This window comes from Carboxylicivirga sediminis, from assembly GCF_018156225.1.
In the GTDB taxonomy this organism is placed as follows: domain Bacteria; phylum Bacteroidota; class Bacteroidia; order Bacteroidales; family Marinilabiliaceae; genus Carboxylicivirga; species Carboxylicivirga sediminis.
Genome location: NZ_JAGTAR010000050.1, coordinates 18304 through 34037, shown reverse-complemented (window position 1 = coordinate 34037; position 15734 = coordinate 18304). Strand labels below are relative to the sequence as shown.

Annotated in this window: 10 protein-coding genes; 3 read left to right on the top strand and 7 right to left on the bottom strand. The window is 43.1% G+C overall.

Annotated features, from left to right (window positions below; all coding sequences use genetic code 11):
* Window positions 1–198, bottom strand: a 198-nt coding sequence (locus tag KDU71_RS21370; protein ID WP_212193160.1) for a hypothetical protein, incomplete at its 3' end; no start/stop codon positions are given.
* 62 nt (window positions 199–260) lie between these two features.
* Between KDU71_RS21370 and KDU71_RS21365 the strand changes: the two genes are divergently transcribed.
* The 3 genes from KDU71_RS21365 (at window position 261) to KDU71_RS21355 (ending at window position 3952) form a co-directional block, all read left to right on the top strand.
* Window positions 261–2303, top strand: coding sequence for an ATP-dependent nuclease (locus KDU71_RS21365; RefSeq protein WP_212193159.1), 2043 nt, complete (start codon window positions 261–263; stop codon window positions 2301–2303).
* A gap of 114 nt (window positions 2304–2417) precedes the next feature.
* On the top strand, window positions 2418–3116 hold the full coding sequence (locus tag KDU71_RS21360) for a hypothetical protein (protein ID WP_212193158.1): 699 nt from the start codon (window positions 2418–2420) through the stop codon (window positions 3114–3116).
* 257 nt (window positions 3117–3373) lie between these two features.
* On the top strand, window positions 3374–3952 hold the full coding sequence (locus KDU71_RS21355) for a hypothetical protein (protein WP_212193157.1): 579 nt from the start codon (window positions 3374–3376) through the stop codon (window positions 3950–3952).
* 128 nt (window positions 3953–4080) lie between these two features.
* On the opposite strand, the gene KDU71_RS21350 is transcribed toward KDU71_RS21355, so the two are convergent.
* The 6 genes from KDU71_RS21350 to KDU71_RS21325 form a co-directional block, all read right to left on the bottom strand.
* Window positions 4081–5502 carry a sulfatase gene (locus tag KDU71_RS21350; protein ID WP_212193156.1) on the bottom strand — a complete coding sequence of 474 codons (1422 nt, stop codon included), beginning with the start codon at window positions 5500–5502 and terminating at the stop codon, window positions 4081–4083.
* 57 nt (window positions 5503–5559) lie between these two features.
* Window positions 5560–6972 carry a sulfatase-like hydrolase/transferase gene (locus tag KDU71_RS21345; RefSeq protein ID WP_212193155.1) on the bottom strand — a complete coding sequence of 471 codons (1413 nt, stop codon included), beginning with the start codon at window positions 6970–6972 and terminating at the stop codon, window positions 5560–5562.
* A gap of 218 nt (window positions 6973–7190) precedes the next feature.
* On the bottom strand, window positions 7191–9413 hold the full coding sequence (locus tag KDU71_RS21340) for a sulfatase-like hydrolase/transferase (RefSeq protein ID WP_212193154.1): 2223 nt from the start codon (window positions 9411–9413) through the stop codon (window positions 7191–7193).
* Window positions 9414–9453: 40 nt separating this feature from the next.
* Entirely contained in the window at window positions 9454–12582 is a 3129-nt protein-coding gene (locus KDU71_RS21335) for a glycoside hydrolase family 2 TIM barrel-domain containing protein (protein WP_212193153.1), read from the bottom strand.
* 212 nt (window positions 12583–12794) lie between these two features.
* Window positions 12795–14432, bottom strand: a complete 1638-nt coding sequence (locus tag KDU71_RS21330) for a right-handed parallel beta-helix repeat-containing protein (protein WP_212193152.1) — start codon at window positions 14430–14432, stop codon at window positions 12795–12797.
* A gap of 167 nt (window positions 14433–14599) precedes the next feature.
* On the bottom strand, window positions 14600–15694 hold the full coding sequence (locus tag KDU71_RS21325; protein WP_244828638.1) for a glycoside hydrolase family 43 protein: 1095 nt from the start codon (window positions 15692–15694) through the stop codon (window positions 14600–14602).
* Window positions 15695–15734: the final 40 nt, after the last annotated feature.

Genomic DNA, 15734 nt, shown 5'->3' with positions numbered 1-15734 from the left:
TGTGCATCCCAAAATAAATTCTAATTTAGCAGGCACTAATCGGAAAAACTGCCCCCCTGACCGGGGATAATGTGAGCGTAATAAGGGGCAGGAAAGCATAAAGGAATAATAAATGTATCTCCATACAGGCGTTGATACATCGTGATATAGGGTATGCATCGACACCTTAACTGCTGATATAGCAAATATATCGGGCATTAGGGTGCTGATATAAATGAGTTACAGCCCATTAAAAACAAACCTTACATAAATATTAAAGCATGTATATTAAGAAAGTATCCATAAGCAACTTTAGAAAAATCGACTTTATCGAGTTCGATTTGAAAAACTCAATAAATACAATTGTAGGACCTAATGGTGTCGGAAAAAGTACTGTGTTAGATGCAATTCGACTTGTTAAAGCAATTTTACTTCCAACTACTCAAAATGAAGGGCAGAATACATTACAACACATGGGTATTTTCTCACCTCATTTAGGAAACGTTCAGTTTGCAAACCTTGCAAACGATAATAGAAAAAATGTTTTAATAAACTTAGAGTTTGAATTAACAGCAGATGAAGTAAAAGCATTAGAGGTATCAATTGGACAATTTGCAATGCATCGCTTACAAAGACAACTTCCGACTGCCAATACAAATACTTTTGATTTGATTGGATACATTTCTACAAAAGAAGGAAAAGAAAGACTTAATACCATACAAAATGAAACTCATCAAAGAATAAATGAGTTAAAGACAAGTTCTATATGTAATATCAATTTAGTTTTTGCGGCAAATGGTCAAGTCAGTGGTGAAAATGGACTAGACCAAGAAACAGTTTCTTATTTAATGCAGATTAGGAACTATAATATTACAAAGTTCTCCTATTTTCCACCTGACAGAACAATGCCATTAGGTGATACAAATATACAATTAGGACAAGGAGATGTTAATAATCAAATTCAGTCATATAGTACGAATCCACAGCTGAAATTTCAAAGATTAAAAGCAACTCTCTTAAACATCCTGCTGATTAACAATAATGATGTAAATAGTGTTAAAAATGATTTCAAGTTGATATTTGATAGTCTTCTTCCAGGAAAGGAGCTTCATGGCATAAAATTAGAAAATCAATCGGGTAGACTTTCTGTATTAATAAAAGAAAAAGATAGTGGAAAAATATATGATATAGATTTCCTAAGTAGCGGAGAGAAAGGATTATTAATGACTTTCTATTTGCTTATGAAGACAATGGATAATGAAGGTATTGTTTTGCTTGACGAACCTGAATTACATCTAAACCCTGCAGTTTGTAGAAGTATAATTCCATTTTTAAACTCAAAGATATTTAAGGCGAAAAATACACAAGTAATTTTAACGACTCATTCTGCCGAAATCCTTTCAGCAACAAAAGATGATGAGAATTTACACCTATTGCATTTACTTGACTCTAGAAATATTACTAAAATTTTAAAGAAAGATGATTCAGAAGCACAAGATGCTTTAAAGTGTTTAGGTGTTCATACTTCTGACATACTATTTAATAAAGGTATCATATATCTTGAAGGCAATACAGACGAAGATTTTATTCCAATTATAATTGGGGATTTGATTTCTGGTTATTCAATTAAGTCGCTTGGAGGGCGTGGTGAAATTGAAAAAGAAATAAAGACATTACAAGATTCAGACAAACGAGGGGACCTTGAGGGGTATCATATCTTCATTTTAGATAATGATAATAAGCCGTATAAAGGGGATTCTTCCACAAATGTAAAGGTAATTCAATGGGATAGATATTGTTTTGAAAATTATCTTTTCGATTCAGATGTAATGTATAATGTTATAAAAGAATATGATTGTTCAAATAAACCAACAAATAGAGGTGCATTACAGCAGAAGATTAAAGAACTTGCGCTAAGTCAAGTTAATTTTAAAGCAGTAAGGGAAGAATTAGATATAACAATTCCGAATAATATATCTGTAAAGAACTCTCAAATAAAAGATAAACCAAGTTCAGAAGTAATTAATGCATTTGAAAAAACAGTAACTGAAACAAGGGCACTGTTTGAGAAGTTTGATAATCCCAAATGGAAAGAAGAACTTGAAAAAAGTATTGAAACAAAAGTCAAAGTCTATCAAGAAGAATGGGCAGAGGATTGGAAAAAGAGGTGTGATGGAAAAGCTTTAATAAAATCAGTACACAAAGAGTTTGGTATTAAAGGTAATTTGACAAAATTGATAAAGGATATTCTAAAAGAAATGAGATTGAACACAAATGAAGAATACAATTCTATTCGTGGAAAATTAGAACCTTTAACAAAATAACGGGCTGTCATAATGGCTCATACGCAATATGCCCTGCCGCAGGCGCAACACAAGCTACGCATCACACAGTTGGCCATTGGCATGCAAAACCACAATTCAGACATTAATTAAACTATGAAAAAGAAAACTATTTTAACTCTATTAATATCTATTCTATCTTTTACCAATTTGATTATCGCAAATGACATTAAACATTTAATTCCAAAAGATACTCAGTTAATTGATTACTGTAAAGGAGACTTAAACAAAGACGGTTACGATGATATTGTTGTTGTATATGAAGAAAAAGATAAAAGCAAAATAGAAATCGATTCTTCACTTAATGATACTTTGAACACCAATAATCGGATATTATTAATTTGTGTATTCAACAAAAGTAAGGGTGATTATGAGAAGTTTAGAGTAATTAATAACTTAATTCCTCAAAGGATAAGTCGGAACATGGCTGACCCATTTGCTGGTATTCAAATTAAGAAAGGTATTTTAAGTTTGGGAGCATACTATTGGTACAGTAGTGGTAGCTGGTATATGACAAATAAAGAATATAAGTTTAGATTTCAGAATAATGAATTCTATCTAATTGGTATAGAGTCAGAATCAACCCATAGAGGGACTATGGAATCAGAAAGTATCAGTGTAAATTTTTCAACGCGTAAAATGTTAGTAACAAATTATTCCTCTCCAGAATATGATGAAAATGATGAGGAAATAATAGAAAAAAAGGAAACTTGGTATTCGTTTAAACTAAATGAACTACATAAAATTACTAGTATCGATATTGGAAACATTCAAGTGCTCGATAAATATTTATAAAATTAAGCCCGCCAATAATGGCTAATAATGCATAGCTTGCCGCAGGCGCAACGCAGGCACACTGCGCATAGCCGAACCGGCAGCGGACCTATAAGATGAAAAACACACTATACATACTGACAATTTTATTGACATTGGGGTGTCAGCACAAGCATACAAAGACTGAAAACTTTAATAGCAGGAGCGATGAAACACAGTCGGCGCTAATTGATAACAATGAATTAAAGTCCAATACAAAGCTTTTAAAAAGTAGTGTTGTGACAAGAACATATATTTCAGATTCAGCATACCTTGACTATGATTTCCAGACAAGCTTGAAAAACGATTTCAATTTAGAATATAGAGTGTATATAGAATCTAATAACCCAGACACGCTTCAGGCAATATTTTTAGTAAAGGACACAACTGACATTAAGGATTTGACTGGTGGAAGTAGTTATGGATTACCACATAAAAACATTGGCTACATCGGTGCTGATTTTGACAGCTCATTTGTTTTTGTCCAATCTTTTGGCTCAGGAAACCCGCATGAGATTCAGCTTATAGATAAGAGAACAGGTAAAACAATAAGAAAAGGAACATGGGTTGATGCAAACGAGGGAAGTCAGATTCTGCTTTACATTGAGCACATCAACGAGCCAAATGAACAGTTGAAAATATTTGACATTGAAAATAATGCAGAGACTATTGTGAATGATTTTCAGGACTGTAAGTGTGTTCAATATGTAATTGGAGGCTTAAGAGACTGTGTTAGCATTGATACCGTTACACAGGAATACATCATACTGACATCAAGCTATGAAGATGATACAGTTGAGAAGAAATACAAGCGCTAACCAGCTAGCTACCAGCAACCACTAGCAGGGAGAAGCGCTCACTATTATTCCGTCACAAGAAACCTCCCCCCATACAGGGCTTCAAACAATAAATGCTTGCCAATCGGCAAGCATTTATTGTTTGTGTACTATTTGTAATGACTATTAGGCCTTGGCATTTGCGCCTCCACCTGCTGATACCATAGGAATAGCTCATCTTTTAAGGCATTCACCTTATCGCTGTGCTGCTCTGCCACATTTACTGATTCTGAGATATCCTCCCTGAGGTTGTAGAGCTCGTAGTGCTCATTTTCAAAAAAACGAATCAACTTCCAATCGCCCTTGCGTATGGCGCTGTAGGGCGTGGCCCCAAGCGTATGGTAATGCGGATAATGCCAGAACAAGGCCGAGCGCTTCAGCGGCTTGTCCGCCTCAATGACGCCATCCAGGCTCAGCCCATCAAAACCTGCGCTTACCTTGTCCGGTAGTTGCAGATTGGCCATGGCTGCCAGCGTTGGAAAAATATCATTGGAGATAACCGGCTGATGACTTACGCTCACCTGTTGCTCAAGCTGCGGGTTATAAATGAGCATGGGCACACGCACGCCTCCCTCATACACATGCCCTTTGCCTTCGCGCAGGGGGTAGTTGCTGGTCACCATCGTTTTACGCTGCTGCGCATGCCCGCCATTATCGGATGTAAACACAATGATGGTATTCTCGCTCAGGCCATTTGCTTTCAAACTATTTAGTATAGCGCCCACGGCATCATCCATGTGTTCTACCATGGCTGCATAGGTGGGATTCAGGTGGTGCTGTGTTGAATCCACCAGGGCCTTGTACTTCTCAACCTTATCGGCTTTAGCCTGTAAGGGCAAATGCACGTTATACAGCCAAAAGTTCAAGAAGAAAGGCTGTCCTGTGATATCGGGATGATGCGTTTCGATGAAATGGCAGGCCTCCTGCGACAGGCGCTCGGTCAGGTACTCCCCGTTTTCTTTATCTGCCAGTCGCGGATTGCCATAGGGAGCAAAATACCCGCCAAAGCCCTGCTTCTTTCTCAGTTGTGGCGAACCCTTGGCCCAGCCGCCAATATTACTATCGAAGCCCTGAGATACGGGCCAGTAGATGGCTGATTCGCCCAGGTGCCATTTACCAATGTGGGCCGTCACATAGCCATTGCTCTTAAATGCCTCAGCCAGGTTATACTCGGCCGTGTCCAGGTACATGGTCCAGTCCGGCACCGCCAGCTTTGCATGCGGGCGTTTATGCCCCTCTATCCAGTCGGTACAGTTCAGGGTAGCCGGGTATTTACCGGTCATAATACTGGCGCGGGTTGGCGAGCAAACTGTGCAGGCCGCATAGGCATCGGTAAACACAGTGCTTTTCCCGGCCAACCGGTCCACATGGGGTGTTTGATACAAGGTGCTTCCCATCAGGCCTAAATCGGTCCAGCCCAGGTCGTCCACCAGTATTAGCACCACATTGGGCTGCTGCTGCTTGTGAACACACCCGTTTAATAAAAATGCAGTTGCTAACAGCGGTAAGAGGCGCAGTAATGACTTTCTCATAACGATAGATTTATCTTGTCAACGGCTTCCTAAAGCAGGTTGCCACGCTATTCAAATTTATTGATTCTGGTTTGATTTCCACATTTTTAGTTGCTCAGGATTCTTCACCCGTGGTTCACTATTATGGAAGTAATCTTCATGAATCATCCAGGTAACGGTATCCCAAACGGCCCCTTCAGTCCACAGCGGCGCCATCAGCGTTCCCTCCCACGCTTCAAGCTCACCATTCAGCTGTGTTGCTTGCCAGGCTTCTGTTTCGGATAAATCGTTTGTCTCGCCTAAGTCGGTATCCAGGTTATACAATCGCTGCCCCAGCCTTTCAACACGGATGAGCTTATGGTTACCGGCGCGCATGGCCGCCATGGCACCCTTTCGCCAGAAGAGTTTTTCATGGGGCTCACCTTGATCGGCATCATCCAGGTAAGGCAGCAAACTAACGCCATCAATGTCTTTGTTGTGGGGTAAGCCTGCCACATCAATGCTGGTGGCAAACATATCCAAAGAAGAGGTCAAGCCATTATAAATCCTGCCTTGTGGATATCTGGCCGGCCAGTGCATCAGGAAAGGCACCCGGTGTCCACCTTCGTATTTGTTTCCTTTAAAGCCTTTCAGGGGCAGGTTAGACGACTGGTTATTGTGTGCCCCGCCATTATCACTCAGGAAGAAAATCAGTGTGTTCTCATATACATTCGCTTCTTTCAGCTTGTTGACGATGGTCCCTACGGCCCTGTCCAAGGCCCAGGTCATGGCGGCCAGTGTTTGTCTCGGATGCCCTTCAAACAGCGCCAAATCAGCTTCTGCCGCCTCCATGGGCGTATGCACCGCGTTGGGTGCCCAGTAGATAAAAAATGGCTGCTCTTGATGGTCTTCGATGAACTGCGCGGCTTTTTCACCCAATCGGTCTGTCAGGTAGCCATCAAAGGTGGTGAACTGATCGTTTTCACGAATCGAATGCGAAGTGCCCTCTCTATCCTGCTTATCATTGGGTAAGTAACTTCTTCCGCCTGCCAGGAAACCCCAGAAATAGTCGAAGCCACGCTGGTTGGGACGGTACTCAGGTCCTTCACCCAAGTGCCATTTACCAAAGGCGGCCGTTGTATAACCGGCTTGCTTCATGGCATCGGCAATGGTTTGCTCACTCAAGTCAATGCCTGTGTATTCCTCCGAGGGATTACATTCAAACCCAAAGCGCTGCTGGTATTTACCAACCATGATACCGGCCCTGCTTGGTCCACAAACAGAAGCGGTTACATGCGCATCGGTAAAACGGATTCCCGTGTTGGCCAGTTGGTCGATATGGGGTGTTTTTAAGTCTGGCGACCCGGCAAAACCAAAATCGGCATAGCCGGCATCATCAATGAGCATGATAATGACGTTCGGTTGGTTGGTTGCCTCTTTTACCGGTCCCTTGCAACTCAACAGGGAGCTTAATAGCCCAATGCCAACAATATATAAGATTGATTTAATCATAAGAAACTCCTTTTAATCTATTGATTCACTTTTACAATTTATTGCCCTATATGACATTTAGAGGGTAACACTATTATCATCACACTGGGGTTTTCACCCAACCCCCGACTTCCTTTTTTTCCATGATGAAAAAAGTAAGCAAAAAAATCTTTGGCTATGCCTGCTTGCGCTCATAATCCATATTGAACCCATTTTATCGGGCTATTGCCCAAGCTGCATTACTTTTTCGCTTGATACACCCGCACATAATCCACTTCGTAGTTGCGCGGGAAAGTGGTTGCTGAGGGATCGCCTCCATTGGCACCAATGGCCAGGTTCAACAGAATGTATTGTGGCTGATGAAATGGATTTGTACCATCGGCATTGATGGTCTTTGACAAATCAATAGTATTCAGCAATTCATCATCCAGGTACAATCGGATATAGTCTTCGGTCCACTCCATTTTCCAGGTATGAAATCTATCTGCCCAATCCGGTTGATTAGCAAGGAAATTTTTAAAAGGCATCCTGGCCGAATCCCACACCGGCTGCATCTTGTCGTTGGCCCAGGCTGCATTGGCCAATAGCTTGGCTTCCCCCTCATGGCGGTAATACTCCAGCTGGTCCACTTCGCCATTGGATGGCCATTGACCTTCCACGCCAAGGGTCCAGATGGCCGGCCACATGCCCAGGCTGGTATCGATGCGGGCACGCACCTCCATGATGCCATACTTAAATGAAAACTTATCTTTCGTCTTGATACAGGCAGAAGTGTATTCGGCTGTTTTACGATGCTTGCGCCAGTCGGTACTCTTGCGTTTGTAATCGGTATTCTTCACCTGTTCACGGCGTCCCTCAATACATAAAACACCATCCTTAAGCGATGCATTATCGGCCTGGTACCATTGCAGTTCTTCATTACGCACAAAACCGGTTTCATAGGACCAGAAAGCGTCGTTGGGCTTCCCTTCAGTATTAAATTCATCGGCCCAAACAAGTTCATAACCATTGGGTATTTGTGCCGGCAATGTATCCGGACGATACGGATTCACCAGATGATAACGTTCGGGATGAGTATTGGTGTACAGCTTATTCTGCATCAGCCCCAGGAAAATGGGGTCTTTCAATTGATTCTCCCACTCTGAGTACGACGCCTTCAGGCTATCATAGTGGTTATCCTCCGTTAATGCCAGACTGCTTTGCTCGCCCATGTCATCTTGCAGATTATACACCTCATCCACCTCACTTTTATACTTCACCAGCTTCATATCTCCACTTCTGATTGCGTAGGCCTTCTGGTCGTATTTGCGCCAGTAAAGCGCCTGATGCGGCACTCCACTCATATCCCCATTCAAGAAGGGCACAAGGTTGACACCGTCGATTGGATTAGCCGGGCTTGCATTCGCATAGGTGACTGCCGTGGCAAACATATCGAGCGAGATAACCGGTTGATGGTAAACCATCCCTGCCGGCACTGTCCCCGGCCATTGCATGGCAAACGGTACATGAATGCCACCTTCGTACAAACTCCCTTTGCCATCACGCAGCGGTCCGTTATCAGAAGCATTATGCTGCTCGGGACCGCCATTATCCGACAGGAAAAATACGATGGTGTTTTCTGCTATGCCTAAGTCCTCCAGTTTATCAAGCACCAGGCCAACCCCATCATCCACGGCACTCACCATGGCCGCATAGGTTCTTCTTTTCTTATCCTTGATATGCGTAAAGCGACTCAGGTATTTCTCGGTGGCCTGCAATGGTGCATGTGGCGCATTGTATGCCAGGTAAATGAAAAATGGATTATCAGCCTCTCGCTCGATAAACGAAACGGCTTCACGCGATAAAGCATCTGTCAGGTACTCGTTTTCTTCTACCCTGCCATTGTTACGCATCAGTTTGGTTCTGTAGCCATCGAACTGTGCCTTGATTTCAGATACATCATCTAAAGTCAATTCTTCAGGGAAGTATTGATGTCCGCCACTTAAAAAGCCAAAGAACTCATCGAACCCGCGATTGAGCGGATACTGAGTTTTATGGGCACCCAAATGCCATTTGCCCAATGCCATACTTGTATAACCTGAACGCTCTAACACTGTAGCTAAAGTTTCTTCGGTAGAAGGTAATCCCTGCAACGTATCGTTTGGCGCGAGCAGAGGGTTACGACCAAAGCCAAAGCGGTCCTGGTAGCGCCCCGTCATGATGCCGGCACGACTGGGGCCACACACGGCATAAGTCACATAGGCATTGGTGAACTTAACGCCATTATCTGCAATCCGGTCGATGTTTGGCGTAGGTATATCTTTACAGCCGTTAAAACCCACATCGCCATAGCCCTGATCATCGGTTAAGATGATGATGACATTGGGTGATACAGCCTGATCGCTTTGCGCTTTTACAGGCACCAGTGCGCACATGGCAATGACCAATAGCGCAAGGGTTCTTATTGAGAATCGATTTTTCATAAATTAAGTAACATCATGAGTTAGCAACTCTTCTAATTCTTTATCGCACAGGGGAAATTCTGTACCTAAAGGTATAATCTACATTTTGTAAACGGTAATCTTTTCTTGGAAATGCATTCATCAACCAGCTGGTTGTGCCACCAATACCCATTTGCTTATGATCGACATTCAGGTATATCTCTGGTTGCTTTGTCAGTTCAAAAGAATAATCGCTTTGCTGAATGGCCTGCTTACTGTAGTGAGCTGCCCCGAATCCAATGGCTTGTTCGCCGGTAATGCGCAAACCTTTTCCTTCAGCATTGCTCATTGTAAACCAGCGTGTATCACATTTATAGCCATTCTCCTGCGGCTTTGAATATTCCACCCATTCATTGGCAACCGAGGACGAATACACACCCATCTTTTCCACATTTCTATCCTGATAAGTTGGATATTTTCCCGGACCATACCACTCAAGCTGATCAAAACCTGGTTCAATCACCAGCTCTGTTCCCATGCGTGGCACCATTGGCAGCGCCTTATCACCGGCAATATACTGGCAATACACATCTACCTCGCCATTACCATATACTGTATAAGTTTGGCTATACCTGGCATCTATCATGGGTAAATTTCCTTTTACTTCTATCACAAGGGTGTTGTTCTCTTCTTTAGATGTCACCTCATCAACGATCCAGCTATTGGCATGTTCCCAAACGCCTAATTGAGGTAAATTCATATTCCCACCTTTAACAGCGCCGCGATCATTGTCGGTTGGTACGCGCCAGAAGTCAGGTTGAGGCCCTTTTTTAATCACTAATTCATCACCCAGAAAGTACTTTTCCAGGCGACCATTCAGCTTATCAAAAATAATGGAGAAGCCTTCGCCCCAAACATATACTGAGCGACCTTCTGTCCGCCAGTCAGGGGCAGCATCAGTTTGTACTGCTTTCAGTGCCTCAAGTGTGTTTTCACTTAGCTGAAACTGGTCCCAGGCCAGTTCGTGTCCGGCTTTGGCAAAGAAGGTATCTTTATTCAGTTTGAAACTGAAAGTGATAAAATACTCTTTCCCCTCTTGGTATTGATAATCAATATTCAACTGGATATTTTTACCCGAACGTGCCGGCAGATCCATACTCTCTAATGCTCCAGATGCAACCGGCAATCCATCTTCCATAAGTTCCCATTCGCCATCTACCCACTCGGCTGCATTGGAGAAATCATACCAGTTGGTAATGGTAAACTCCAGTTGCTCCATATTAACAGCTTCTACATGTATGTTTCGGTAGAAGTACTTGATCGTATTTAATCCCGGGTGGGGCGTCCAGTCAGAAGCCAACAGCCCATTCATACAGAAATTACCATCGTGATGCACGCCACGGGCATCTTCCCACCAACCACCATAGGCATAGAAGTGATCGTCCTGGGAAGTGTTCTTATATGCTTCAGGTACCGGCTGCTTCAGGCCCTGATCCATCCAGTCCCAAACAAATCCACCCTGGAAGTTATTGTCGGCATACACCAAATCCCAGTATTCCTTCAGGTTCCCATTGCTATTACCCATGGCATGTGTGTACTCGCATAAGATAAATGGCATGTGCGCATAGTCTTTGGTGATATTGGCACACTCTTCGGGCGTGGCATACATGCGTGAGTAGACATCAGCATAGTCGCGGCCACCTTTACGCGTGGTGCCTTCGTACAAATACGGGCGTGACGGGTCTGTTACATTGACCCACTCATGGGCCTTTTTCGCATTAGGCCCATCGCCACTTTCATTACCCATCGACCAGATAACTACTGAAGCATGGTTGCGATCGCGGTACACCATGCGTTCTACACGATCCAGGTAGGCCTGTTCCCAGTCGGGTGAACAAGTCAGACGGTTATCGCCCTTATTGCCGAATCCATGTGTTTCAATATTTCCCTCATCAATGAGGTAGATACCATATTCGTCGCACAATGCATACCACTCAGGCGTATTCGGATAATGACTGGTTCTGACCGCATTGATGTTATTTTGTTTCATCAGGATAATATCGCGCATCATGTCCGCTGTCGTCACATAATGGCCTGTTTCCGGATGATGCTCGTGTCGATTCGTGCCTTTGAACAGCACTGCCACGCCATTAATTAACAGACGTCCGTTTTTGATCTCCACTTTGCGGAAACCCACTTTCTGTGGAATTACCTCTAGTACTTTTCCATCCTTGTCTTCAAGCGAAAGTAATAGCTGGTATAAATAAGGTGACTCAGCACTCCAGGCTTGCACATCTTTAAGCGTGTGCTCATCTGAACTAAAACGAACCAATCCCTTGCCGGCTGCAACAGGTACTGTTCCCACTAACTGTTCTTTACCTGCTGCATCAAGCAACTGATACTTAACCGAAACGGCTTGTTTGGCTTTTGAAACCACTTCACCGTTCAATCGAAGCACACCATCGGTATAAGAATTGCTCAGCGAAGCAGAATATACAAAATCGCGGATATGCGTTTTGGGGGTCGACCATAAATACACATCGCGGAAGATGCCACTCAATCGCCAGAAATCCTGATCCTCCAAATAAGAGGCATCGCTCCAGCGGTATACTTCAACAGCCAATTGATTAACGCCTTTTTGCAGGTATTTGGTGATATTGAACTCACCCGGCGTACGACTGCCCTGGCAGTAGCCCACCTTCTTGCCATTCACCCAAACATAGTAGGCCGATTGGACCCCATCAAAATTGATGTACACTTCTCTGCCATCCCAATTTTCAGGCACCTCAAAGGTGTGACGGTATGAACCCACCGGATTCCATGCTTTAGGTGCTTCCAGATTATCTTTTTCAAACGGATAGGTATCGTTGGTATAGATAGGTATTCCATGCCCATGAAGCTCCCAGTTAGAAGGTACGGGGATGCTTGACCATTGTGAGTCATCAAAATCGGTTTCATAGAATTTCTCAGGCCGGCTGGCTGGGTTTTTCGACCAGTTAAACAGCCAATCGCCATTCAGACTTTGAAAATATTCCGAGGTATGCTTATCAAAACTTAAAGCCGACTTTTCGGAGCCAAATACCATCATGGTCGTATGAGGCTGTTCCTTATTTATATGCAACACCTTTACGTTATCCCACTCAGGCCGTTTAGTGGCGAAAGTGAGGGTTACAACCAGCATTAAAATATGCGCCATTAAAAGCTTCTTCATCTTTCCTTTGTTGTTATTTCTTGGTTTTTATTGTTTGAGCAAGGTCTGGATTATTGGTTAAAATCAATTGATTCATTCTGTCATATTCAGGTCTGATTGCTGTCATTCTCTTGAACTGATTTCTTCAAAAACAAGGGGTAATCTTTTCATTCAATCATCCCTGAGTATAGTTAGTCAGCATCTTACATGTTTTTTCAACAGCCTGTTTTTAGCTATTTAGTTTCAAAAGCACCCAAGTCGGGCAAACCCTCAAGCTTATTCCCCAGTATATCGGTTTCAAGCTTTAAGCCGATGAAAAGTCCAATACTATCGTTGGGCAAAGGAGTAATATTGATGCCTTGGTTCTTTACCAGTTTGATGTTCGTTGGCAGATAATCCTTCAATTGCTGTCCTCCTGCATTGACAAACGCTGGATTCCCATACAGCGGACTATCATCCTGAATCAACACATCATGCGGCCAATTGCCTTTTTTCAGGTACAGGTTATTGGTAAACACAATGTTGTGCACTTTAGATTCGCCGGCTTTCTCAGGGTTATACTGATCGCCCAAAACGGCTTTACTCTCTCCTTCTATATAAAAAATGTTATTGGCTATGAGCACTCCTGCCGAAGCCTTATCAACTGCAATTTTGGCCACCATCCCCTTTTTGACGTAGATGGTATTGTTGTAGAAATAGCTGTTAAAGGGACCACTACGGTCCTTTTTCCCCTGGTAGCCACTCAACCAGAAAATCTTTCCTTCCTGAAAGGCACCATCTTCCCCTTTAACACGATGGCCATCGTTAATGCTGACATTATAGCGATAGGCACAATTGAAATTGTTACCCAATATTTCGCAAAAACCACCGGCATTGTTAGCGCTCAGGTTATACTGAACAATCACATTGTTACAGTTATAATCAATGTGACATCCGGCTGAATCACCCGGCCCGTTAGCATACTTAAATGTGTTGTGCTCAATGATGATATCGGAACTGCCCCATGTCCAAAGCCCACTGCCTCGTCCCCATTTGCGCGAATCATTGTTACTTCCCGAGTAACTAACCTCATTGCCTTTTACATGTCCCTGATGAACACCCGACATTTGTATACCCGGCCCACCGGTCCTTTTCACCGTGTTATCCATCACACGAATGTTTCGGATATTCTTATTATTTCCTGTGAACTTTAAACCGGTATGCGCCACATTTTCAACCTGGCACCCTTTAACCGTCAAATCCTGCAGACGAGCATCCTCACGGGCATTAATGAATCGAATGCCCCATCCATAATTTTGTTTTCCATTGGCCGTTCTGACTTCATCGGCACCCCTCACAAAGCCCTTTTCCTCAAAAAAGACATCGCGTATTGTTAAATCATTCAGTGCTATGCTGCTGTATTCACCAGGTTCTGTTGCCTGCACCAACACCCCGCAACGCATCATCTTTGACGACTTATCACCAGGATGCATAGCACCTCCATCAGCGCTAATTTCAATACCACTAATCGTCACGAAACTGCAATTCTCAAGTAATACACCATTCAGAAAACCTTTTGCATCAATAATCGGCTTTGTTGCCTTAGCCGTCTTTTCATCCTCCTGATAGCTAGCAATCACAATAGGCTTGCCTGCAGAACCCGATAGATTCTTCAACAGCATGCACCCCTTATGGGTGTGACCCATCGCCAACAGCACCTCATCACCGGGGTGCAGCTTCAATGAATTGATTTTATCCAGCGTTTGAAAGGGAACTGTTTTACTGGTGCCCGTATTGGCATCATTGCCCGTAACAGGGTTCACGTAATAGCGTTCGGCCGAGACAGACCACACTGTTAAAATAAGGGCTAATGCTGAGAGGATTCGTTTCATGTATAAGAGTTTATTAAGAATGAAAAACGGGCAGGTGTTTACGCTGGTAATAAAAGGTTTGTTCGTGGGCCTGCGGCAAAACTGCTTGCCACAAAGCAAATCTAATCCCATGTAAAAATTGTTTTTAATGATAGCTTTCATAAATGGATGATAATTACCAATTAAAATTATTTATCGAATACTGAAAGATCCCACTCATCATGCCATTCGAGAACAATCTTTCCGCTCTCATCAAATTTGATGGGAAGCCAGATATATCTTGAATCCGGCAGATCATCCTTATTCCACCTGTCAGCCATAAAAATAAAGGCATCTGATTTTCCCTGAACAGGAAGCACATAAGTACTTTGGGAGGTGAATGTTTTTTCGGCTCCCTCTCCAATACAGGGATTACCCAGTTCTTCCCATGGTCCCCAGATGGACTCTGCCACAGCCGATCGGGCGGGGTTGGGTTCCCAGGCGGTACAACCTGATGCAATAAAATAGTACCTGCCTTCTTTCTTAAATACCGCCGGAGCTTCCATTTTTCGGCCCGGAAAGACACGCTTATATTTTCCTGTTGGTCGCAAGTAATCATCGGTAAGTTCAGAGATATGCATGGTAGCATTGTTCTCAGAGGAATAAAACTGATAGGCTTTTTCATCATCATCCACAAAAATGGTCATATCCCTGGCCATTTGGCCTCCTTCAAAATCACGGGCTAAAATACCTTCTGTGGTATCTGCTTCCGCTGCATTAACCGGCCATACTCCGGCATTGGGTCGGAAGCTTTCGATGTATTCGAAAGGACCGGTTGGGAAGTTACTCACCGCTACACCTGCAGCCGCCTTTGAATAGTCCTTGCTATCCACATGCATCCACATGACAAACTTGTTGGTTTTGGCATTATATATCACTTTTGGCCTCTCCAGCACGTTACCTTTGTATAAGTCATGTGAGGGATCATCTTCCACAGCCGGTAACACAACACCTTCATATTTCCAGTTAAACAAATCGTTTGAAGAGTAACAGGAAACACCGGTTACATCTACCCTTGTACCTCCCCAGCTTTTATTACACTCGGGTAAATACGTCTCACCTTCTTTCATCTCTCCGTACAAATAATAGGTACCATCATGGTATAGAACCCCTCCACCGTGTGCATTGATAAAAAGACCATTATCATCTTCCCATACCTCTCCTGGTTTAATGCTGCTCTTTTGAGGCTGACACCCGGAGATAATTAATGAGATCAATGCAAATAGGGTTAATCCTGTTTTCATATTCAAATTTCTCATCGTCATCTAATCATTCTTGTTGTAT